The organism is Trichocoleus sp. DQ-A2, assembly GCF_039961915.1.
Lineage (GTDB): Bacteria > Cyanobacteriota > Cyanobacteriia > Cyanobacteriales > FACHB-T130 > FACHB-T130.
Genome location: NZ_JAMPKD010000023.1, coordinates 89,291 through 112,358 on the forward strand (window position 1 = coordinate 89,291; position 23,068 = coordinate 112,358).

General features: G+C 47.0%; 16 protein-coding genes and 2 pseudogenes. 5 read left to right on the plus strand and 13 right to left on the minus strand.

Annotated elements, in window-relative coordinates:
• Positions 1–76: 76 nt before the first annotated feature.
• The 9 genes from NC997_RS20985 to NC997_RS21025 all read right to left on the minus strand — a co-directional run bounded on the left by NC997_RS20985 (position 77) and on the right by NC997_RS21025 (position 11,643).
• Entirely contained in the window at positions 77–760 is a 684-nt protein-coding gene (locus NC997_RS20985) for a hypothetical protein (RefSeq protein WP_199306081.1), read from the minus strand.
• Between the two features lie 1,631 nt (positions 761–2,391).
• On the minus strand, positions 2,392–3,963 hold the full coding sequence (locus tag NC997_RS20990) for a PKD domain-containing protein (RefSeq protein ID WP_190525569.1): 1,572 nt from the start codon (positions 3,961–3,963) through the stop codon (positions 2,392–2,394).
• Between the two features lie 351 nt (positions 3,964–4,314).
• Positions 4,315–4,440, minus strand: a complete 126-nt coding sequence (locus NC997_RS20995; protein WP_277881791.1) for a hypothetical protein — start codon at positions 4,438–4,440, stop codon at positions 4,315–4,317.
• 60 nt (positions 4,441–4,500) lie between these two features.
• Positions 4,501–4,788, minus strand: a complete 288-nt coding sequence (gene minE, locus NC997_RS21000) for a cell division topological specificity factor MinE (RefSeq protein ID WP_190426276.1) — start codon at positions 4,786–4,788, stop codon at positions 4,501–4,503.
• 20 nt (positions 4,789–4,808) lie between these two features.
• The gene (gene minD, locus NC997_RS21005; protein WP_190411646.1) at positions 4,809–5,615 is read right to left on the minus strand and encodes a septum site-determining protein MinD; all 807 of its coding nucleotides are present in this window, start codon (positions 5,613–5,615) and stop codon (positions 4,809–4,811) included.
• Between the two features lie 298 nt (positions 5,616–5,913).
• Complete coding sequence (gene minC / locus NC997_RS21010) at positions 5,914–6,714, minus strand: septum site-determining protein MinC (RefSeq protein ID WP_190432437.1); 801 nt, start codon at positions 6,712–6,714, stop codon at positions 5,914–5,916.
• Between the two features lie 125 nt (positions 6,715–6,839).
• Complete coding sequence (locus NC997_RS21015; RefSeq protein WP_190525570.1) at positions 6,840–8,165, minus strand: four-carbon acid sugar kinase family protein; 1,326 nt, start codon at positions 8,163–8,165, stop codon at positions 6,840–6,842.
• A 472-nt stretch (positions 8,166–8,637) separates the two neighbouring features.
• Entirely contained in the window at positions 8,638–10,851 is a 2,214-nt protein-coding gene (locus NC997_RS21020; protein ID WP_190525571.1) for a phosphoketolase, read from the minus strand.
• A 357-nt stretch (positions 10,852–11,208) separates the two neighbouring features.
• Positions 11,209–11,643, minus strand: coding sequence for an ATP-binding protein (locus NC997_RS21025; RefSeq protein ID WP_190411642.1), 435 nt, complete (start codon positions 11,641–11,643; stop codon positions 11,209–11,211).
• A 473-nt stretch (positions 11,644–12,116) separates the two neighbouring features.
• Between NC997_RS21025 and NC997_RS21030 the strand changes: the two genes are divergently transcribed.
• Positions 12,117–13,256 carry a SpoIIE family protein phosphatase gene (locus tag NC997_RS21030; protein ID WP_190411641.1) on the plus strand — a complete coding sequence of 380 codons (1,140 nt, stop codon included), beginning with the start codon at positions 12,117–12,119 and terminating at the stop codon, positions 13,254–13,256.
• Between the two features lie 70 nt (positions 13,257–13,326).
• On the opposite strand, the gene NC997_RS21035 is transcribed toward NC997_RS21030, so the two are convergent.
• Positions 13,327–13,647 carry an STAS domain-containing protein gene (locus NC997_RS21035; protein WP_190411640.1) on the minus strand — a complete coding sequence of 107 codons (321 nt, stop codon included), beginning with the start codon at positions 13,645–13,647 and terminating at the stop codon, positions 13,327–13,329.
• Positions 13,648–14,063: 416 nt separating this feature from the next.
• Between NC997_RS21035 and crtO the strand changes: the two genes are divergently transcribed.
• A complete protein-coding gene (gene crtO, locus NC997_RS21040; protein WP_190430098.1) occupies positions 14,064–15,758 on the plus strand; it encodes a beta-carotene ketolase CrtO in 1,695 nt (564 codons plus the stop codon).
• Positions 15,759–15,805: 47 nt separating this feature from the next.
• Here crtO and NC997_RS21045 read toward each other — a convergent pair whose 3' ends face one another.
• Positions 15,806–18,325: a GAF domain-containing protein gene (locus tag NC997_RS21045; protein ID WP_190525572.1), complete on the minus strand. Its 2,520-nt coding sequence runs from the start codon at positions 18,323–18,325 to the stop codon at positions 15,806–15,808.
• 442 nt (positions 18,326–18,767) lie between these two features.
• On the opposite strand from NC997_RS21045, the gene NC997_RS21050 reads away from it, so the two are divergent.
• Together NC997_RS21050 and NC997_RS21055 are read left to right on the plus strand one after the other, a co-directional pair.
• Positions 18,768–19,895, plus strand: a complete 1,128-nt coding sequence (locus NC997_RS21050) for a saccharopine dehydrogenase NADP-binding domain-containing protein (RefSeq protein WP_190525573.1) — start codon at positions 18,768–18,770, stop codon at positions 19,893–19,895.
• Between the two features lie 137 nt (positions 19,896–20,032).
• A complete protein-coding gene (locus NC997_RS21055) occupies positions 20,033–20,392 on the plus strand; it encodes a hypothetical protein (RefSeq protein WP_190430095.1) in 360 nt (119 codons plus the stop codon).
• A 228-nt stretch (positions 20,393–20,620) separates the two neighbouring features.
• Here NC997_RS21055 and NC997_RS21060 read toward each other — a convergent pair whose 3' ends face one another.
• Together NC997_RS21060 and NC997_RS21065 are read right to left on the minus strand one after the other, a co-directional pair.
• The gene (locus NC997_RS21060; RefSeq protein ID WP_190525574.1) at positions 20,621–21,109 is read right to left on the minus strand and encodes a hypothetical protein; all 489 of its coding nucleotides are present in this window, start codon (positions 21,107–21,109) and stop codon (positions 20,621–20,623) included.
• Between the two features lie 52 nt (positions 21,110–21,161).
• Positions 21,162–22,838 (minus strand): annotated as a pseudogene (locus NC997_RS21065) (efflux RND transporter permease subunit); the annotation flags it as partial.
• Between the two features lie 78 nt (positions 22,839–22,916).
• On the opposite strand from NC997_RS21065, the pseudogene NC997_RS21070 reads away from it, so the two are divergent.
• Positions 22,917–23,068 (plus strand): annotated as a pseudogene (locus tag NC997_RS21070) (IS701 family transposase); the annotation flags it as partial.

Here is a 23,068-nt window from a genome sequence, read left to right on the forward strand (position 1 = left end):
AAAAAACTGCCGTGTCTCCGGATGGAAGACACAGCAGTTCTCAATATTGGTTTTATATTCACTTAGGACTGTTTTCCTATTTGTGTTGCCGTTTCCGCAATAGCCACGAAATGGAACCTAACGCACCAAACGCTAACAGACCCAATCCAAAAGAGGATTCAGGAACAACAGCAACTGTACGGGATGCGAGACGGAACTCAGCCATGCCAAACCCATGAGCAGCACCGTTCGAGAGATCAGTAATTTTGATGGTGGAAAGCAAATCTCCCTCAGTGGCGTAGAACCCAAAATACTTAGCACCTGACAAACCACTGACTTTCTGCAACAGGGTGGTCGAGGTACCATTCATACCCGTTACGGCGATGTCGAATAAGCCAAAGAGGTTTGGCTCCACATATAAATCAAATGCACTAATACCGCCAGGCAGTGTAATCGTCGTGGTTAAGACATTCCAGCCGCTAAAATATACCTCCCCGGTGTAGCCATGACTCCAGGTTGTCCAACCGGAATTAATATTTATTTTCTGAACCTGGGGGCTGAAGGTCAAATTGCCCAACGGCGACGAGAGAGTCGAGAGAATCGAAAACTCTGGTAGGGAACTATTTTCTACCTGAACCATATTGAAACCCAGCTTAGATAGGGCATTTGACCCTGTTGCCCATGACGCTGAATCATCCACTGCGAGAATTGCCGCTTTGAGGGGGGGTGCATTCGCGCACATCCCTCCCACGGAGACACAGGCTACTCCAGCAGCTGTCATAGATAGTTTTTTCATAAAACTCAAGGCACTCATAAAACTTTTTTCTAAAAAAGTGAATATTGACTGTATAGGTTGCCCGTTCGGATTGAGGGAATCTTGAGGATTTCGTGGCGATCGCAAGCCCAAGCACCGGCAAGGATGACTAATGAGGATTTCGGTTACTCTCAGATAGAATCAATCGCTACAGAAGAATTTTGAAGGTTTTGTGTCAACCGTTCGTCAAAGCCGCTCTGGATATAACTTTTTACAACTTCGTGCCTATACAGTTAAATGTTGATAACCGTATATTCTCTGACGTGCCAATATCACTGTTGTTTCAATAAAACCTACAAATCTCCTTGTGTCTTTGTATACTTTTAAAAATCAAAATTTTGTTGTACATATTTCTGTGCAAAGTCTGGCATATTTTTTGAATAGATTACCAGTACCTTTCGATAATCTTTATTGAAACAATATATTAAAATCGCTAATTTGAATCAAAATCGGAAGCCGAAATCAGCCCTCAGACTGAATTTATATGACTCGGTTAATGCTAATTCGTAAAAAATTATACGAAGGCTTCATGAATTTTTAATAAAGGCTCGCTGTTGAGAATAGGAGTTTAATAGCCTTTCAGCGCGATCGCCCTGCAACTTTACTTTCTAGAGGCGCTCGCATCGGGTTTTAGGGATGCAGAACGCTGATTTGGCGCTGATTTGGCGCTTTTTCGGCTCGCGCCGTGCAGATACTCCCCAATCCGCCATAAACTACGCAAAGTCGTTATTGGATATCCCCCACCCCCCCTTAAATAAGAGGCTTTGACGAAATTTTCTCCTTTGAAAAAGAGGTTTGGGGAGAGCAGCCAAATCATTGCGGCATAGGCTAACTGCAAAGTAGCTGCTTTGCAGCTAGCGTGTTGGATGTAACGTGAAGTAGCAAATAGTATTGCCCAATACACCTCTCATCTCTGGGAACAATTGCGATGCCTTCCAAGGAAGATCCGGCAATTGCTAATTTTTCCTTGCAGTTAGTTAAGGATGTTTATCCCTAGCTTTCTGTTCCCATTTTCGCTTCAGCATTTCATTGTGATTATTAGCACTAATCACCCATCCCCTGAATGCAGAATCTGGTTCTCCAGACACTTCCTAAACCTGTGGATTCCACGTCATCCCATTTTGAACTTTAGATTTGGGATTATTGATTTGGAAATGCCGCTTGATAGGCAGTTTCAGAGATTCAAACCATACAAGGGTCGCACCAAATATATGACTTTCCCACATGGTTGCTACCTAGCCATTTGAAAAGCTACTGTACGATTTGTAACTGAAATTTTTCCCTTTTTTAGTCCTACATAAACTTATATGGAATTTCCCGTTTATAAATTGGGGAGAAGCAATATGCTCCTAGCATTCGCTTCGCTACGCTTTTTTAGGAAGACTCTACCCCAATCTAAAGGGGTCCTGCTTCCCTTTCCCTTGCGCTCACGGTGGTTGAGGGTGTTAAGTTTGCTGTACCCAAATTGGGTTGGAGCCGTTCAGATGCGTAGCGAAGCGGATGCTAGGAGCATATCGCTTTTTGACAAAATTTTTATCTAGATATGAGAAATCAGCAGGTTGGGCTGTGCCAACCTGCCTAACAAAGAAGCTAATTTTTTAGGGATGTTTGCGCTTGCGGATAGCACCCGCACCAACAGCACCAAACGCCAATAGAGCGATCGCACTCGAAGGTTCGGGGACGTGTTCAACCGTCACATCAAAAGAACTGAAAGCAAATCCACCATCGCCATCAGAGACTCTCAAGCCAACGGTATAAGTCCCGCTATTGCTAAAAGCCCACTGCCCCGCCGTGCCGGTGAAGTCAGCAAAAATGCCATCATTATTGATGTCCCAGTCAAAGCTGAGCAGATCCAGGATGCCCGGATCGGTTGCGGTAGCCGCAAAATCAAACTTCTGGTTTTCTAAAACCGTGAGTGCTGAAGTGATGCTAGTAATGGTGGGGGCAACGTTCTCAACAGTCACGTTAAAACCACCGTTAGCATACCCGCCATCGCCATCTGAGACTTGCAGCCCGATGGGGTTGAAACCTTCATCGGCAAAGGAAGATTGCCCGTTGGGTCCAGTGAAGTTATCAAACAGACCGTTGTTATCTAAGTCCCAATTGTAGGTGAGAACATCATAGATTCCCGGATCGGTTGCGGTGCCATCAAAATTAAAGCGATCGCCTTCTTTAATGGTTAAATTTGGGGTCAGGCTAGTGATGGTGGGGGCAACATTCAGAACCGTCAGCGTTCGAGTGACGGGCAAACTATTCTCACCTCGACTATCCTGTGCTTGCGCTGTCAAGGCAAAACTTCCCTCATCTGCATAAGTCCCTAAGGGTACGGACAATGCACGGACTCCTGAAGTATTTGGATCGCTACCAACGACATTGCCATTTAGCAAGAAAGCGATCGAGTCGGGATCGGGATCGGTCGCATACAGTATCGGCGATACCGATTGACCCTCATAAATTGTGTAATTGTCGAAACTTAGAATCGGCGCAATGTTTGGAGGTGGGGGCGGCGGCGGTGGTGGCGGTGGTGGCGGTGGTGGCGGTGGGGGTGGCGGTGGGGGTGGCGGTGGTGGTGGTTCTAAGGGCTTCACTGGATCGGCTGTAGTGCCGCTATCCGTATCGGCGATAAATCGCATTGTCCCGTTAAATCCGCCGTTCCAGGACATCGAAAGTGCCCCAAATAAGTCGCCTTTTGAAATGTCAATCGGGACTGAGTAGGCATAGGCAGAGGGAGATTGCCCTGATAGTACCTGGAACTCCCAACCCTCTGCTGACCCAGGCGTATTCTGGGGACCATTTAAATAAGGATAAGTATCAAAAACGGCATTTCCAGGAATTGCATTGATTAGCAGCGAGGCAATGGGGCTGACGCCGGAGTGGGTCAATCTCCAGCCGTATGCACCATAGTCTGGATCGTAACCGTATGTGTTACCCGCTTGGGTGAGAGACCAGCCACTCCCAAATGCTCCTCCCGAAATAGAATCTGTGACCCCCCAAGTTGCCGTTTGGGAAGTTCCATCCAGGAAACCAACTGTAATCTGCATCCCACTCATCATGTTTCCGGTCGTTGCATAACCGGAGAGAGTGGTTGCTAGGGAGGGTGCGGCTGTTCCCAAAGCGATAAAGGTGGTCGCGACACCGGCTGATAGATGTTTCCACAAAGAGGTAGTCATTAAACCGGCTCATCCTCAAAAGTAGATATTATTAATGCTGCAACGGGTTTTATCGATGCCCCGATCAACCGACTCCTGAAAAGCTCTTTTTTTGTGGAAAAAGAGTTTTAAATGCTGGAGTGATTCTCTTTTTATTGTTAAAGGCAACCCATAAATTTCCTATCCACCCACAGCAGTAAAAACAGCCAATCCGTTTAAGATGAGCTTTAGACAGAGGATTAAGTTAGATGACGAATTAGACCAATTCGCCCTAAGTTTGCATGAAAACTTAGTTTGCTCTTAGGAGATAGGAGAGCATAAAAGCCTGAAAAAGAAGCCGATTTATTTTAGTTTCAAGAAATAAAAATAGGATTAAAAACTTGGTGAAGGCATTGATAGGATGGGTGCCGCACTCCCGCAGATGTCAGGAAGTTCCGATGCAGAGTAGCGAACTGACTCTTTCAGCGATAGGCTAACGCCTCGCTTCGCTGTTTTCATGCCCAAAGGGCTGTACGCGATCGCTCCTGAATGCGCTCAATGCGCTCAATGCGATCGCTATTATGTATCCCCAGGCTCCGCATCTGCTTTGACCCGCCGGATGGGCAAATTGGCAATCAATGCCGTCGCCCGTTGGTTACTTTCTAGAGAAAACTCCAACCCCTCTGCCTCGATTTCGACATAGCGAGAGACGACTTCCAGGATTTCCTTCCGCATTGACTCCACCATCTCTGGTGTTAAATCAGCTCGATCGTGGGCAATGACCAGTTGCAGGCGGCGCTTGACTTCCGCGCGGCTGTTGTCAGCACTAATGCGAGGAAAAAGTCGTTCTAAAAGTTCGCTAATCATGGATCGGGCAGATGTGAAGGTTAGATAATCTTAGACCACAATAATTTTCGGATGCGAGAAAAGAAGTTGTCATTCCCAGCATCCAAATTCAGAAACTCAATTGGCTCCCCTTCTAGGCGGCGGGCAATGTTGAAAAATGCCGTTCCCGGTAGGGTGGGATTTTCAGCCAGTACCAGAGGTTCGCCCCGATTGGTGGAGACAATGACCCGCTCATCGTCAGGAATCACACCAATTAAAGGAATGGCGAGAAGTTCCTGCACATCTTCTACCGACATCATGTCATTGGCTTGCACCATTGCCGGTCGAATGCGGTTGACGATCAGGTGGGCACGCTTAATGTTTTGGGCTTCTAGTAAGCCGACAACCCGGTCAGCATCCCGCACCGCGGCAATTTCTGGCGTTGTCACAATCAAGGCTTCCTGGGCGGCAGCGATCGCATTCTTGAAGCCCATCTCAATCCCCGCCGGAGAGTCAATCAAGACATATTCGTACTTCGCAGCTAATTCATTAACCAGCTGTTTCATCTGATCTGGGCTAATTGACTCCTTGGTTCGGGTTTGGGCAGCGGGTAATAATACCAGTCCCGGTTGCCGCTTATCTTTCACCAACGCTTGATCTAACCGACATTCGCCTGCCAGGACTTCAACCGCCGTGTAGACAATCCGATTTTCCAGCCCCAGCAGCAAATCCAAATTTCTCAAGCCAAAATCCGCATCGACTAGAGCAACTTGACGCCCCGCCCTAGCTAAAGCCATACCTAAATTTGCCGTTACGGTGGTTTTCCCCACCCCTCCTTTGCCGGAGGAAATCACAATAATGCGACTCATGTTGAAAAGTTCTTAGCTTCGTTTTAGTGCGTGAATGTATAGGGGCGAGTTTAATCGAATTGTCTATTCTCCCACAGCTATGCCTAGTAAATTCGCCCTTGAGAGAGTTTTGATTTTGGTGTTTTAAATTAGGTCAATCAATTATTTTTGAGTTTTTTTGTTTTGAGTTCAGTATATACTTACTCCTCAAAAATAATAACGCCTTAACTTAAAACTAGCGCCAAACTGAGGGCAGGCACCAAGTAGACATCGCCCTTACAACCCCTACAGAACTTATCACTCGCCCTAGATTGCCTCTTTAACGTCCAACCCCCATCGATAAAGACTGAGTTTTAGAAAACTCAGTTGTTCTTGCGATCCGAATTCCTTCCGGCGTTACGTAGGCAACTTCCGGATAAAATTGAGCGGGTGGATTTTCCGGTGCCCTCGCCAGATAATCAGCGATTCGCAGTTGGGTGGGTTCCATCTGTAGCGCCATAATTAAACACTCTTGATTGCCCTCGGCACCAGCATGAGCAATCCCGCGCAGACGTCCCCACACTAAGATATCGCCGGATGCGATGATGCTGCCGCCCGGATTCACTTCTCCCAGGATAATGACAGTACCGGGATGACGAATTTCCACTCCCGAACGCACGGTCGTTTGCACATATAAGGGTTCAGCTAATACAGTCGTTGGCGGCGAAGGCGGTTGATTGAGGGGGGAAACTGGGGGTGCTTGTTCCACCGAGTAACCGGCAGCAGCAGCAGCAACAGCGGTTTGACGGCGACTGGTGTAGACACGCTTGAGTTGTAGCCGATCTTCGGCAAGGGCATCTGCGATCGCTTGCAGCTGGCGTCCATCTAATAAGCGATCTTTTGCCACCAAATGCACCTCTGTATTCGGCTGCCAGAAGCGTTCACCGGCATTGAGGCGCTGCTTCAGCTGTTGCCAAAGGTCAGACCAGCTAGCCGTGGTGGGTGTCTCCGCTTCCGGGGGCAAAATTAATGTCAGCCACCTCTGGTCGCTTTTGATGCGGACTTGTTCGTGGCAATTTACTTCCCCTGTATTTTCGGGAACAACTGAAACAGCTATCGGAACGGACGAATCAGAAGTCATGGACGAAAAGCCTGACCTGGGTGGATTGACTAATTATCCATGATATAGGCAAGCGGCATCAGGGCAAGGAGACAAGAGGGCAACAGGAGAACTTCTTATCACTCAACCTTCAACCTTCCTGATGACTAACGATGCTGGCTCAGACGCCGATAAACCGTGGCTAACCCATCGGCATCCCCCACGTTGCCGGGAAACAGCACCACGGGCAAATTTGGAAATTGGGGATGATTCTCTGAAGTCCGTACCATTGAACATCCGGGCAAAATTTGACCGAGTAACCGCGCTGAAGTTAACGCTAAACCTGTACTCAACACATCATTAGAAGTTATGCCGCCTTTGCTGATGAGAAACCCAATATTCGCAGGTAAACCCTGTACGATATCCATCAACAAAGCAGAAACATCTTCCCCAAACAGTAACCGCGTTTGTACATCCTTAAAAGTAAGTTCTTTGCGGCTAGTGTAAATTACAGGCGTTTTCCCCGAATTGTACGCTGCGTGAACCTTTTCCAGTGTTTCATTGAGGAGACTTTCTAACGCAGTGACAGAATCATCAAGTAAACGTTCAATCTCTACTTCAATGCCAACTGTACCTGGTTCTTTTAGCAGTTGTTCTAGCTGTTGTGTCGTCTTTTTGACATGAGAACCGACAATCACTGCGCCCGGTTTGCCTTCCCGCACATATTGCGCCATATCTTCTGCTGCTACAGGTTGCGGAGGCAAAGCAGCCAAGGCGGTTAAGATACTGGCAGCACTGCGAAATAGGAAGCGTTTTCCCTGACTGGCTGCTGCTAGAATATCTTCTGCAAAGCGGTTTAAATCTGCTTGAATTTCCCCATCTACGACGCCGCACCGATTGCCACTGAGGTTCATCAGCCGTTCCAAACTTCCAGCCCGAATATCTGCAAGTAAAAAGCGTTCTACTTCGTTAGCTGGAATTCTACCTTTTGTCTTTTCCTCCACATAATCAGGCAAATAACTATGGTGGTAGCCAAAGACTGAATCGCGGGCAAACTCAGTTTCATGAACAGGTGTCGGATCGCCGTCAATTATCAAATAATGTACGCTGTCGCGGGTCACTCGTCCCCCCTCGAAGAAGGCAGGAACTAGAAAATGGGCATCAAAGGAACCCAATTCTTCGGCAATTACATCTGTCTCGACTGGGTAATGTCCGCGCAGGGTGGAGTCAGAACGACTGACAATTAGAAAATCATGGATGTTTGATTGGGTAATCGCTTCCTTCAAGTTATGGCAAGCTTCTCTAGTAACCTTTGCCGCTTCCTCTGGAGTCAGCGCCCTCGTATTCGTCAGCACAAAGAAAATCGGGGACTCGTCCGCCAACCCCAACTGCAAGGTATCTACATCCCAGCGCGTCAGCAGCAAGCAGCCGTGAACCGTCTGAGAACCAGTAGGGTCATCATCAAGGACAATAATTTTTGGTTTGGTTGTCATGCTAAATCCGAACGCTGCCCCTATAATTTTCTCATCTCTTTCTGCACGCTGACGCCAATCTCCAACGCTTCAAATTCGTGCCAGAAAGTTTTAATTTATTAGTATAGGCGATCGCCTGCAATAATTTGTTTGAATAAAAGGATAGAATTGCTTTTCTATTTTTAGAACTACTTCAAATTTTAGGGTTATCTTGAATTAAATTTAGTTTATAAAATTAAACACTATCAAAGATTCACTTAATTAAAATCAACAATAAAAAAGCTAAGCATCTCCAATCTTGAGTAGTTTTGTCTCTTATTTTCTAAAATCAATTAAATTTAAAATAAGATAAGCAAAAATTGTTCTTGTTGTATTTAAAATATTAGTTTTAAATTTGTGTTTAGCTGCTACTAACTTTAAATAATACAACAAGTAGTGATATCGCTCTCCTGAATAAACAAGAGAGCGATCAAACTTTATGAGCTAACTAAACTTAATGCACTAACTCAATCGCACGTTTTGTTAACGCTTCAGCCGTTAATCCATTAAATGCCATCAATTCACCCGCACTCGCTGTCGTTTCGCCACGCTTCCAGGCGAAAGTATCGCGCTTGCAGTTACTCCGAAGCATGATGGGTTCTAGCATCCCAGAAGCGCCACCCGTGACGCCAACTAAGGCATCACCATTAAATAGCTTGGCAAAGCCAGCATCGTCCAAAAAGTCGCCATCGGATTCGGAACAGGTATCCCAGGAGACATCATGGGGACGATACAAGCGGCGGGGATTAACAATCGAGACAATCCGCGCCCCAATTCCTTCGGTTTCTAAAAACGCGGCGGCTTCAAAGACTGGCATCAGCGTCATATCGCCAATCACGGCAAACACCACCATCTTGTCACCGGGGATTTCATGCAGCACAATGGCACCGTCGCGCAACCCTTGGCGAGTTTGTTCAAAAGTCGTGCGAATCGGTAGCGGCGATTTGCTGGCAGTAATCACAATTCCCTTATTCTTCGTTGTCAGCGCCCAGTCGTAGCAGACTTGGATACTATTCGCATCAGGGGGGAATAGGGGGAAAACGTTGCCATTCCGCATCATGGCGGCGAAATACGCTTCGATTTCCGGACGTTGGTGCGTCCAACCATTGCGCCCTTGTTCCAAGGCTCCAGCAGTGTATAAGGTAATCGTAGAGGGAGTGGGACGGCGCAATTCTGCCATCGCTTGCGTTACGGTTTGCCAAATCGGTAAGCCGTTGATGGCAAAGGATTCGTAGGAACACCAGAGAGTTCTAGCACCCATGAGGCATAAGCCAACCGCTAACCCGGCACAAGCATCTTCACTCAGGGGTTCGTAAACTTGCCCTTGGGGTGTTTGATTGTAAAGATCGTCCACTGTGGGGTGGATAATCTTTAAGGCTTGGTTAATATTGGCAATCCCAGAGGCTTCGTTGCCGTCAGCGTTGGTAACGAGGAAATTGCGATCGCTTTCTCCCACTTTCCCCACCAAACGCCCCATTGCTGTCGTTGACACCTTTGCCTCGCCACCGACAGAATATTCTTCCAAGGGCAATTCACCCAAGTCTGGCAACGGTAACTCAAATTCTGTCACAACGGTCTTAGCTGCGGGACCACCACCGGCGCGTTCGCAATTCGTCCGCACCAATTCCCACGCCGCAGAGGATAAGGCGCGTGCTTTCAAGGCGTTGGAGATGTGGGGACTATCCAGGGTGTCTTTGGGATAGAGGTTGTGGGATTTTGCGCCTTTGGCGTGGACACCCGCACCCTTGAGCTGTTTAATAATCAATACGGTGAGTTTGCCGCCAAGTGCAGATTTCGCTGCTTTATCTACTGCCAGTAGCACCGCTTTGGTGAATTCCAGTCGCTTCTCGAAGGAAAAGGCTGTGCTATCAACATAATCTCCTGGCTGGTTTTGATCGTCGAAGTCTTTGGCGTTAATTAAGACAACTTCTTCAAACCCATTGCCACGCCAGTAACCGATCATCTGCTCGTTGGACTTAGTGGACACCATGCTATGGTGTTCCTGGCTGTAGCCGTTCCAAACCAGCACCGGCAAGAAATTCGTGGCTTCGGGGTAAGCCGTGTGGAAGTGTCCCATCCCACTCATAATGTAGGGTTCGCCTAAGCCTCCGTCACCCAGAGTGAAGGGGAAAAGCTTGTCGCGATGCAGCTTTGCTGCTGCCATTGCGAAGTGTTGCCCTTGTCCCAAGGGACCCGCGGGTGCGAGAATGCCAGGAATGTAGCCGGAGAGGTGTCCTAAGAGTCCGTGCTTTTCCCGGAAGCGATCGCGCAATTGCTGCACGGTCGTGATTCCCATGTCCTCTAGCGACCGATCCAAGAACATGGCACTATAAAATCCGGGGGCGTGATGCCCGACTTCGGTGATGATATTCTTGTAACCGAGCATAACCAATGCGGCATACGCTTCCGCTTGACTCGCAAAACCGCCAGGGTGCCCAGACGCCTTACTTGCAGTGACTTGCAGGGTCAAATAGCGTAAAGCATCTGCATACAATAAAGTTTGGAAGACAGCAGCCGGATCGGTGGGAGATGCGATGCTTGGCTTACCTTCTTCTATGGCAGGAGATTTTCCAGCCGTCTCAAATCCTGGCAAATTCTCGCCAAAATATTGAATTCCATCGCAAAAAGCAGGCGTCGCTAACATCGCCTCTTGAGTCGGTGCGGTCATAATCTCAGATTCCTCTTGTAAATTAAGTGCGCGAGAAGCTAAAAACGTAAAATGGCGTTGGCTTCCCGTAGGGTAGGTTCGTCAGCAGTGCTAGGATTGCGCGATCGCTACTCGCACCCATCCCATTGCTCGCTCTGTTGTATGGTTATTTCAGCCGGTAGGCGCTCATCAACCCAAAAACCGTTTTCCTGAAGACATTCGTACTCCAGACGCTTAGAAGTCCGTCCTTCAGCAAACTCCTAGCCTCTTAACCCTCGATCCTACAGCCTTCTAGGTCTATAAATCTCTTTTCTTTCTCCAGTTGTGAAGATTAAAATCTTATTAGAAATTAAACTTCTACTTATCTTTGTGTGAAATTCAATCAGAGGCTAACAAATTAGAATAATTTTTTACAACTAACAGGCAATTCCGGTTGTCAGTGCGGGTATAACTCAGATAGTCCGCGATTTTTTGTAAAATGGCGATACCCCGCCCCCCCGTGGCATTCTTGCTGATCTCCTCTGGTTTTTTAAGGCGGGCTTCTAAATTAAAAGGCGGTCCTTGATCCCAAATTCGGATTTCTAAACATTCCGAAAACAAATTAACTTCAATATCAATTGGAACATCTGAAGTTTTGCCTTTGTGGGCATGACGAACTGCGTTAGTAAAGCCTTCAGCTAGAGCTAATTGGCACTGTAGCCAAACTTTTTTAGGAATCTCAGGTTGATTTAAACCTTCAAACCATGACAAAACACCATCTAACGCCTTGAGGTCGCTGGAAACTTGTACAGAGATTTTTTTGATGAGTTTCAACTGTTCAAAGCCTTTTTAATCAACGACACTGAAACTTTGTATTAAACATCGGCACAAATTAGAGAGAATCCAGTCTAGCCTATAGGTAATCGTTGCGATCGCAATGAATTTTCTGGTTAGTGGGCAGCGTGCCACTTTCTCATTAGCCTCATGAATGGGTGGCATGAGTCAAGAAGTCGGAGGTGCTTAGACTGGAAGTATTGATAGCTTTGGGCGTAGAACTTGCTAGATTTGGTGATGACGGCTCTCAAAATATCTACATGAGCATTTTCGATCGCAGTAACAATGTTGATCATCATAATGCGAGTCAGTAACGAGTGGAAAGCCTAGATAACTTCGAGCAACCGATGACTATACTTGTTTATGATTGTGCATATTTTCGGTGAAGTTTAGCGATCTTCACACTTGCCTCAGGTGTCATCCTTCAGTTTTAACTGCCTTCCATCTTAAGCGACCTGTAGTCCCTCTATCTCATGGTTCAAGTTCTGATTATTGATGATGACCCGGCGATTCAGCTATTGCTCAAAAGAACGCTAAAAAGCGAGGGTTATGAATTAACCGTCGCCAGCGATGGCGAAGCCGGTTTGACCCTAGCGCAAAAGTTACGACCTGCACTGGTAATTTGCGATTGGATCATGCCGCGCATGAACGGACTGGAAGTGTGCCGTCAGGTCAAGGCAACCGCAGAACTTTCAACAACTTTCTTTATTTTGCTGACATCGATGGGTTCCGTCGAGGATCGGGTGAAAGGGCTGGATGCTGGGGCGGATGATTTTTTGTGCAAGCCCATCGATATGTATGAGTTGAAGGCGCGAGTGCGGGCCGGCTTGAGGTTACACCAACTCAGCCACGACTTGCAGCACCAAAAACTGCTGTTGGAGGCGGAATTAGCAGAAGCAGCCGAGTATGTGTGTTCCATCCTTCCTTCTCCGCTGACCTCACCTCCTGTAACCATTGATTCTCGTTTTGTTCCTTCCCGCCAATTAGGAGGGGATGGCTTTGATTATTACTGGCTAGATCCAGATCATTTAGCGATTTATCTGCTAGATGTCGCCGGACATGGATTGCGGGCTGCTTTACCGTCTCTTTCTGTAATGAACTTACTCAAAAGCCAAGCCCTTCCTAAAATTAATTACTATGAGCCTAGCGATGTCCTGAAGGCGTTGAATGAAACGTTCCAGATGACTCAGCGAAATGATAAATATTTCACTATCTGGTACGGAGTCTATAACCGAGTTAAGCGCACCCTAGTTTACGCCAGCGCTGGGCATCCACCGGCAGTTTTAATCTCTGCAAACTCGAATTTAGTAACCCAAGTCAAACGCTTAAAAACCCCAGGGTTGCCAGTTGGGATGTTTCCTGATGCTGAATTTATGGATGGTAGCTGCGAGGTGGAAAAATCCAGCACACTTTACATTTTCAGTGATGGGATTTATGAAATTAACCAACCAGATGGCACGATTTGGGGTCTTGATGCATTCATCGATCTGCTGACGGAATTTCCGAAAAATCATCAGAATAATCTAGATCGGATAGTAAATTCTGTTCAAGATAGGAATCCAAAAGACTATTTTGACGATGATTTATCGTTGCTGCAAATCAACTTTGATTAGTCAAGTGCTAAGTGCTAATTGCTAAGTGCTAATTGTCGATCGCGATTAGCCATTAGCGATTAGCCATTAGCTATTGACTAATCGCGTTATTGAATTCTTCACGATTAGGAAAGATTTCAAAAACGCGATCCATACTCGTCAGTTCAAATAACATTCTTACTTGCTCATTAATCGAGCAAATAAAGAGTTTACCACCAGCGGCGCGAACAGTTTTGAGTGCAAGCACTAGCGCCCCCAACCCAGAACTATCCATAAAGGTAACGTCCTTAAAGTCAATTAACACCATATTGCCTCCGTTTTCAACAATATCGCTAATTTCTTGACGAAACTGAGTCGCCTTCATACCGTCTAAAATGCCAGAGGGTTGAACAATTTTGACAACAGGATTCATATTCTGTAGTGCTGACCCGTTCCAAGACGATGTAGACCTAGCCAGTATAACTGCGAGAATTGCTTTGGGCTAGAGTTTAGCCGCGGTTAACGAAGAAAATCAGCGAACTGACTTTTTCTGCGCTAGGCTAACGCCTCGCTTGGCATGAGCGCGATCGCGCCTCTTACCATCTCTCACCACCTCTCACGATTCTGTCCGCTTTGCCCTACGCCTCTCCGAGTAGACGCCATGCCCTTAGCGGCTGCTTGCCCTGTGCTTGCCCTGATATTCGCGCCTCATCACAAACAGCCCTAAAGGCGTTTTCTCCCGCGTCTAGCTGGCGGCTCCGGGCGGAGGATATCCTTCGAGTGATAGACCCTTTAAAGTTCTTAACTTTCTTAGAATCGGGGATATACACGGGTCTGAGAGTATTGTCCATGCAAGAGTACGATGTTGTCATTATTGGTGCCGGTCACAACGGACTTGTCTGTGCCGCCTATCTGCTCAAAGCAGGCTATAGCGTTCTGTTACTAGAAAAGCGCTCCATTCCGGGCGGCGGCGCAACAACCGAAGAAATCTTACCGAAAGAGGCACCGGGTTTTAAGTTCAACCTCTGCTCGATTGACCACGAGTTCATTCACTTGGGTCCGGTAGTCGAAGAGTTAGAACTCACTAAATATGGCTTGGAATATTTATATTGCGACCCAGTCGCTTTTTGCCCCCATCCTGATGGCAAATACTTTTTAGGTCACAAATCCGTTGAAAAAACTTGTGCAGAGATTGCACGTTATAGCGATCGCGATGCCAAAAAATATGCCGAATATACCGAGTACTGGCAGCGCGTACTGGGTGCAATGATCCCGGTGTTCAACGCACCGCCAAAATCGATCGTTGACATTGCTGGCAATTACGACCTCAAAAAGCTGCAAGATTTATTCTCCGTCTTGGGTGGGCCAAATAAGACGTTGGATCTGATTCGTACCATGCTCACCAGCCCGGAAGATATCCTCAACGAGTGGTTTGATTCCGAGTTTCTGAAAGCGCCCTTGGCTCGACTCTCCGCAGAGCTTGGCGCACCTCCGTCCCAAAAAACCATTTCTGTCGGTTCAATCATGATGGCGATGCGCCATGACCCTGGAATGGCGCGACCTAAAGGTGGTAGCGGCGCACTGGTTGATGCTTTGCTGAAGTTAGTGAAAAGTAAAGGCGGTGTCGTCCTGTGCGACCAGACCGTTGAAAAAGTATTAATCGATGACGGTCGTGCAGTGGGCGTGCGGGTGGCAGGTGGCACCGAATACCGCGCTAAAACTGGGGTGATCTCCAACATTGATGCCAAGCGCTTGTTCCTACGCCACATGGATGAGAGCGATGTTGATTCAGCCGACCCGAATTTAAGGGAACGCTTAGAGCGCAGAATTGTCAACAACAACGAAACGATTCTCAAGATCGATTGCGCCCTATCCGAGCCTTTGCGTTTTGAACACCACAACCACCAGGATGAGTACCTGATTGGCTCAGTTCTAATTGCTGACTCGGTGCGCCATGTGGAAATCGCTCACAGCGAGGCTTCTATCGGCAATATTCCCGATGCCGATCCCTCAATGTATGTGGTCGTACCCACGGTACTCGATCCGTCAATGGCTCCGGAAGGCAAGCATACGCTGTGGATTGAGTTTTTCGCACCTTATCAGATTGCCGGTGCAGAAGGTACGGGTTTGCATGGTACTGGCTGGACAGATGAACTGAAAAACAAAGTCGCAGACCGCGTGTTAGATAAGCTAGCCGATTATTCGCCGAATCTCAAGCACTCCATTATCGCTCGTGCTGTTGAAAGTCCAGCGGAACTCGGCGATCGCTTGGGCGCTTACAAAGGCAACTACTACCACGTTGATATGACCCTCGACCAAATGGTCTTTTTCCGTCCGTTGCCGGAATTGGCAAACTACAAAACTCCGATTGAAGGGTTATTTCTCAGCGGTGCGGGTACTCATCCAGGCGGTTCTATTTCCGGGATGCCGGGACGCAACTGCGCTCGTGTGTTCCTGCATACTCAGCAGCCAATTGCCCAAAAGCTGAAGGATGCGGGAAATTCTCTCAAATCTACGGTTGAGTCTGTGTTTAAAATTTCGTAGCGATAAATCGGGGCACGGCATTGCCCGTGCCCCTACCAATGGAAGGATTAGGAGATAATTTGAGCTGAGCGATCGCTCGGTAAATCGAGGATAAAGCAGGTCTGACGATCCTTACTTTCCACTCGCAGAGTCCCTTTCAAATGGGCGATTAATCTTTTCACGATCGTCAACCCTAATCCCGTTCCCCCTTGCTTCCACGGGTCATTACTGGGAATGCGGTAAAACTTGTCAAAGATATGCGGAAGTTCGCGTTCCGGAATCTCCACGCCGGAATTGCTGACGCTAAACTGAACGCTCCCTGGCTGACTCTGGACTTTGAATGCGATCGTTTCTGATGCGGGGGTGTACTTGCAGGCGTTTTCTAGTAACTCGCTCAAAATCCTGCCTAGCGTCGTGGGGTCGCAGATGAAGCGAGGGAGGTCGGCAGGAAGGTCAAGGAGCAAGGTTTGCTGGTGGTTTCTGGCTCGCTCTTGAAAAGGTTCTACAATGGGCGGCAGCCATTCCTGGAGCTGAATCGCACTCAGTAATAAAGGGTGAGCGCCTGCATAGAGTTTTTGTAAATCCAGCAGGTCATCAATCAGGCGAATTTCTCGTTCGCACTCGTTCTGTAAAATCTGAAAGTAGCGAGCGACTTTGCTTTGTTGTTCCCTCGGCTTGCCCATTTCGGCAAATAAGGCATAGTCACGATTCAAAGCAATGGACAACATCTGAATCGCCATTTTCATGTTAGAGACTGGTGTGCGTAACTCGTGGGGAACGGTATTGAGAAAGTCATCTTTGAGGCGATTGAGTTTTTCCAGTTCCTCGACTTGCGATCGCGCTGCTTGATGCAGCCGGGCTTGCCGAAGGGCGATCGCGCACTGATTCGCGACCTGTTGCACCAGTCGAATTTCTAGCTCGCTGAAGGCTTCTTGATGGGGCTTAAATAACCATAAATCCCCCAGTACCCCTTGGTCATCAACAATGGGGCAAGCGAGTCTGGTCAGCGCACCTCGACTATCGGGCACCATCTGACAAAATTGGAAATATTTGCCTTGCAGCAGCTGAGAATAACCCTCCCAGAAGTCTGCCATCTGCACTACCTGTCCCTGAGCAGAAGGGATTCCTAGGGTGTATTCGTAGCTGATGGTAGACGTGGTCTGGTCGGCATCGTATAAACCTGTATCGCAGCCATCAATATTCAACCCGACACCTAATTCCCAGACGACAACTTGTAAAATCTGGTTTTCATCAAGGCGATCGCGGACATCGTCGGTGATGCGTTTGAGCAGTGCTTCAAAGTCGAGCGCTTGTTGCAATTGGGCAGTGCGATCGCGTACCTGGCGTTCCAGGTTCGTATTCAGTTGCTGGACTTGCCGATACAGTTCTGATTGCTGAATGCCAATAGATACTTGGATTGCCAATTGCTTGAGCAGATCGATCTCTAGCGGTTCCCAGTGACGCGGTGCCGAACATTGATGAGCTGCAAGTAACCCCCAAAACCGACCGCCATGCATGATGGGAACGCCTAAGGCGGCGTTGACTTGCGACGAGTGGAAAAACTCAGTGATATCTGCTGGAAACCCTACTTGTTGAATGTCATCAATTACTCTAGCGTTCCCCTGCCGATAGAGGGGCATACATTCTCTAAACATGGCTGCGGGTGCGGTATTGCCTAAGAATGAGAGCCAATCTGCATCTACTGATTCAGCCACCACGACGCCATCCCCATTCGGCTCTGTGCGGAAAATCAGTACGCGATCGCTCCCTAGAACTTGTCGAATTTCTGCCACCGTTGTGTTGAGAATTTCCTCTAGGTTGAGCGACTGGCGGATGCGTTCGGTAATCACCCGGATCGCCCATTCCCCTTCCGCCCGCTGCCACAGCGCTTTTTCAGCCCGCTGACGCTTAGCGATCTCCTGTTTGAGTTGCTCGTTAGTTTCCACAAGCTCAGCCGTTCGTTGTTCAACCTGGGTTTCGAGAAGATGGCGATCGCTCTGAAAAGCCGCTTCGTGCTGCTTGCGCTCGGTAATGTCTTGTAACAGCCAGAGCAGTTCTACCACCCGCCCGCTTGAGTCGCGCACTGCTTTAACTTTGAAGGTGGCGGGAAAGCGCGTACCCTGCCGGGTTTGAATCTCAACCTCCCATTTGCTTACTTGGTCAGTTGCGAGGAATTGGCTTAAGTTTGTATAAAAGTTTTGCAAAGCCTTACCCGTTACAAAAATAACTAACGGTTTGCCGAGCAAGTGTTCCTGAGAAATATTCAGCAAGTGCGCTACCGCTTGGTTGGCTTCTAGAATCACGGCATCAAGATTCGTCGCCAAGTAAGCGTCTGGAGCCAGCTCGAATAAATCTTGGTAGCGCTGTCGCTGGATTTCCACAGTCTGACGGCTGGCGATTAGCTCTTCATTCTGCGATCGCAGTTCCTCTAAAGTTACTTGCAATTCTTCTAGAGTTTGGTCGTGTTCTTGCAAACTTTCCACCAGTAGTTGCTTGTCCTGGGTGGGAAATTCCTCAGTTCGTTGCCAAAGCTCTTTCCGGCGTTGTGAGGTCGCCTCAATCTGCTGCTCGAAAATTTCCTTTTTCACCGCTGGACACTTCCATTGAGAAGTTATACCAAATCCAGCTAATTACTCCCTTCATTCGCAACTCAATGATGCCAACCTAAAGTTATCTTTAGAATTTAGGAGTTCTTAGCAATTAAAAAAAAGATTTTATTTTCCTTGATTCACGAACGATTGATGCCCGCTTTATGGGTACTTCATGGGTATTTGTTTGTTTATCATAGAAGATTTTTTTATACATCTTTCTTAAGTATAGTGTAACAAAGTGAAGTTTTCGGGTAGATACTACTTCCCAAAGCTGGGTGTGAAAGTCATCTAATATCTCATGTAGGTCAGCCGATCGACAAATTGATCTTCCGGATTTCGATAAAATTTGTCTGTTCTACTGAAAAAAAGTCTGCCTTGGTACCGATGGAGAGAAGCAGGCAAACCTGATGAACTGAAGATAGCGTTAACAACTTGATTAATGACACGGGTTTTAATTCTGGGAGGAAGCGGACGGATTGGTAGCAATGTGGCGGCGGATATCGTCGCTCACACACAGGCGCAAATTACCGTTACTGGCAGAAACCCAATCGGGGCGCACGGTGTTGCAAGCTTGCCAACGTTGGTCAGCGAAAAGCTGGGATCGCAAGTGCAATTCCAGGTTTTAGATTTAGCGGATCGAGAAGTGTTGAGGGATGCGATCGCTGCTTGCGATCTTGTAATCCACTGTGCGGGACCATTTCACTACCGAGATGCCCAAGTCCTAAAAACTTGTATAGAAGTGGGTGTCAACTATCTGGATGTCAGCGATCACCCATCTTTTACTCGCAAAGCATTGGATTTCCGAGACGAAGCTGCTGCTGCTGGAGTTACAGCAATTATTAATACGGGTATTTTCCCCGGTATTTCTAATAGCATGGTACGCCAGGGCGTCGAGCAACTAGATGAGACAGAACGCATTCATCTGAGCTATCTAGTATCGGGGTCGGGGGGCGCTGGCATTACGGTGATGCGAACAACATTTTTAGGGCTACAAAGCCCTTTTAAAGCTTGGATAAATGGTCAGTGGCAGATAATCAAGCCGTATAGCGATCGCGAAACCATTGAATTTCCTGCTCCCTATGGTCGCATCGGCGTTTACTGGTTTGATATGCCAGAAGCCTTCACGCTACCCGACACTTTTCCTGTTAAAACCGTCATTACCAAATTTGGTACAGTTCCCGATTTTTACAATTATCTAACTTGGAGCGTTGCCCACTGGTGGCCCTCTAGCTGGCTCAACAATCCAAAAGTCATCGAATTTTTAGCTCGCGTCAGCCACCGAATGACAGATGTTAGCGATCGCTTCACTGGCATCGGTGTAGCAATTCGCTCTGAAGTCAACGGTTATAAAGATGATCAGCCAGCAAGTTATTGCTCAACTTTAGTGCATGAAAATACAGCCGTGGCAGCCGGTTATGGCACCGGCACCCTTGCCGAATTATTGCTAGCAGGCAAACTCAAAAAACCAGGCGTCTGGCCTGTAGAACAGGCACTTTCCACCGATTTATTTGAACAAACTATGCAGAGCCGAGGAATAAAAATTCATCATGAATGGTTAAAAAAATAAACGAATGTATCCTGCGGCAGACGGCATAGATGTAACTAGATAAGTACGATTCATTTCGTACTTAATAAATTGTGTTAGTAGTCCTATCTACTCGCGCATCATCAATTCTCACAAAAAGCAATTGGGAGGAAATTTTCATGCAACGAATTTTAGTAACTTTAAAACAAAAACTCCATAAAAATATTTTTGTTTTAAGTTTAATGACTTTAATCAGTGTGGCAAGTTTATTCATCGCCGCACAGCCTAGTTATGCAGTATTACATTCAAGAGATAAGCTGACATCAGACGACCGAGTTGACCGCGCCTATCAATATAGCGAAGCAACAGGTTTTCTTGAAGAGGATAAGCAGCAAAAATCAGCAAACCCCAATGAACCCTTTGACTATAGCGAAAAGGCAAACGAAAAGACTGTACTCAATTCCACAGAAAACAATAACGACTCTAATTTAATCGAAAAAGCACAAGACTTGATTCAAAAGGTCACAGGCAACGACTAAATCCAATCTTTAGCATTCTAAGAGTACGGGATTTTCAGTAAAAGAGCTGAATGAAACGATGTCATTTTTTAGTATTAGGTTGGGTTTAATTCCTAAACCTAACCTACAACAGCAGTCCCAAATGATTCGTTAAAGCGAGATACCCGACTTCTCTAAGAAGTCGGGTATCTAAACCACTGGATCTCACAACTCAAATAGGATTGCTATAGCTTCGTACCCCTAGCATTGCTAGCGATTAAAAGTAAAACGACCGTTCGCCTTTTCGCCATTAATTTCAGAGAGGATAACCACTTTATACTCTCCTGATGCTTGTTCGGGTAGCAAAACAGCGTAGTGCTTACCCTGAACATCGTATTTCATGTCTAAGGTTTTTTGGCTCCCATTGGGTAACTGAACTTGAGCCGTCACGTTGGCATTAGAAACTGCTTCGTGGGTGTCCCCTTTCTGTAGATATAAATCTAAGTGAGTGCCGTTCGCTTCTTTTTCAGGCACAAACTCTAAATGATATTTTCCTGTCTCGACGACTTTACCGCCTTTGGAGGGTTGTGAGTGATCGGGTTTGGCTGCTGTTTTTGAAGGAGAAACAGCAGGAAGATTAGTTTTCGCTTCTGTGGGAGTATTATCAGGTTGTGCTGCCTGCTGTTCCCCAGTGCAAGCTCCTAAAATAAGCACTCCGACACTTCCCAAAATAATTAAATTTGCCTTCAATAATTTCATTTTCTTTTCATGTCCTTTACGTCTTTGTGGTTTAAATTCTTCTTTTCGCAACTTATAGATCGGACACCGGATTTACCTGTTTCGGCAGCAAAACTTTGCCAAACTTGGCATACAAAGCGGGTAAAACTAACAGCGTTAACGCTGTAGAAGTAAACAACCCTCCTAACACAACCACCGCCAACGGTTGCAGGATTTCCTTTCCTGCGCCACCTCCCACGACCAGAGGTGCTAACCCCAAAGCGGAGGTAAAAGCCGTCATTAGAATGGCATTGAGCCTTTCCATCGAACCTTGAATGATTACTTCCCAAAAAGGCATTCCCGTGGCAAATTTAGCGTTGTAATTATCAACTAATAACAATCCGTTGCGAGTGGCAACTCCAAAGAGAGTAATGAAGCCAACTAGAGAGGCGACGGAAATAATCCCACCCGTTAGTGCTACTGAAATTACACCTCCCACCAATGCCAAGGGCAAATTAATCATAATCATCGCGGTTGAGGAGATAGACTTAACAGACAAGTAGATTAAGACCGTAATCACCACAAATGCGATCGCACTGAATATCAAGATGTTTTGAGTAGCGCGTTGTTCCGACTCAAATTGACCGCCGTATTCGATAAAGTAACCAGCTGGTAATTGTACTTGTTGTTTAACTTTGCCTCTGATTTCATCAACGACAGAGCGCAAATCTCGACCGCTAGCATTAGACGAGACGACAATTAAGCGGGAAACATTCTCGCGGTTGATGGTATTCGGGCCAGTGCCGTAGCCAATTTGTGCTAACTGAGCTAAGGGAATCTTTTGATTTGTTGGTGTACTCACTAATAAATTGCGGATGGTTTCTAGATTGCTCCGAGCATCTTCTTTTAACCATACAACCAGGTCAAAAGTTTGTTGTTCCTCCAAAACTTGAGAAACTACACGTCCATTGAGCGCAGTTTCAATCGTTTCGGAAAGTTCTCCGACCGTTAATCCATAACGAGCCGCTTGTTGCCGATCGAACTGGATTTGTACCTGTCTAATTGGCAGCTGGGGTTCGAGTTGCAAGTCTACGACACCCTCAACAGTTTTCATAATCTCTTCGACTTGTTTACCAAGCGTGCGGAGTTGTTCTAAATCCGGGCCAAAAATTTTGACAGCGATCGCGCTCCTCACCCCAGACAGCACTTCATCCATCCGGTGAGAGATAAATCCGCCAATATTCGGCGCAACTCCTGGTAATCTGGCAAATTCCGCTCGCAACTTTTCAATACTTCCTTTCCGGTCTTTTATCCCCTTTTCACTCAGTTCTACATCTAAGTGCGCCAAGTTGACACCCGCCGCATCCGCATCTCCCGGCGCACGCCCCGATCGCAACTGGATAAAATCAAAGCGCGGGTCATCCTTAAGCGCATCCTGAAGGGCAAAACCGGCGCGATTAGTCGATTCTAGGGAGACACCGGGATAGAGAGTCAGGGTGTTGACGAGCGATCGCTCTTGGAACTCCGGCAAAAACACCCGTCCCAAGGAAGGGACAATTAAAATTGCAGCCACCAAACTAGCAGTCGCAACTCCCAAAATCAGCTGAGAATTCCGCAAAGAAAACATTAAAAACGGACGATAAAGTCCTTTAAAAAATCTCGCCACCCACGGTTCTTTTTCTGGCAAACGACTGTGAGGGAGTAAGATGGCACACAAAGCTGGAGTGATGGTAAGTGCGGTCACGCTAGAAGCCAGAACTGCCACTAAATAACGGTGCTTAAACGAAAAACAAGACTCTAAAAAGGTATAATACAGGCATGGCAACCATTTCACGTTATGGTGTGATAAATGAAAGAGACAACTCCCGCCGCCATGCCCCCTTGCTTCAATAGATGGTGCAAACGCTTTGATGATATATTGACGCATCAAGCCCAAAAACGGGAGTTTAGGAACTATATAGGCGGATTATTGGGGGAAAGTGAACGAAAAAACCTGTCTCA

Coding starts and splice junctions, on each gene's coding strand:
- NC997_RS20985 (WP_199306081.1), bottom strand. CDS start 760: ATGACAGCTGCTGGAGTAGCCTGTGTCTCCGTGGGAGGGATGTGCGCG.
- NC997_RS20990 (WP_190525569.1), bottom strand. CDS start 3,963: ATGACTACCTCTTTGTGGAAACATCTATCAGCCGGTGTCGCGACCACC.
- NC997_RS20995 (WP_277881791.1), bottom strand. CDS start 4,440: ATGAAAACAGCGAAGCGAGGCGTTAGCCTATCGCTGAAAGAGTCAGTT.
- minE (WP_190426276.1), bottom strand. CDS start 4,788: ATGATTAGCGAACTTTTAGAACGACTTTTTCCTCGCATTAGTGCTGAC.
- minD (WP_190411646.1), bottom strand. CDS start 5,615: ATGAGTCGCATTATTGTGATTTCCTCCGGCAAAGGAGGGGTGGGGAAA.
- minC (WP_190432437.1), bottom strand. CDS start 6,714: ATGACTTCTGATTCGTCCGTTCCGATAGCTGTTTCAGTTGTTCCCGAA.
- NC997_RS21015 (WP_190525570.1), bottom strand. CDS start 8,165: ATGACAACCAAACCAAAAATTATTGTCCTTGATGATGACCCTACTGGT.
- NC997_RS21020 (WP_190525571.1), bottom strand. CDS start 10,851: ATGACCGCACCGACTCAAGAGGCGATGTTAGCGACGCCTGCTTTTTGC.
- NC997_RS21030 (WP_190411641.1), top strand. CDS start 12,117: ATGGTTCAAGTTCTGATTATTGATGATGACCCGGCGATTCAGCTATTG.
- NC997_RS21035 (WP_190411640.1), bottom strand. CDS start 13,647: ATGAATCCTGTTGTCAAAATTGTTCAACCCTCTGGCATTTTAGACGGT.
- crtO (WP_190430098.1), top strand. CDS start 14,064: ATGCAAGAGTACGATGTTGTCATTATTGGTGCCGGTCACAACGGACTT.
- NC997_RS21050 (WP_190525573.1), top strand. CDS start 18,768: ATGACACGGGTTTTAATTCTGGGAGGAAGCGGACGGATTGGTAGCAAT.
- NC997_RS21055 (WP_190430095.1), top strand. CDS start 20,033: ATGCAACGAATTTTAGTAACTTTAAAACAAAAACTCCATAAAAATATT.
- NC997_RS21060 (WP_190525574.1), bottom strand. CDS start 21,109: ATGAAATTATTGAAGGCAAATTTAATTATTTTGGGAAGTGTCGGAGTG.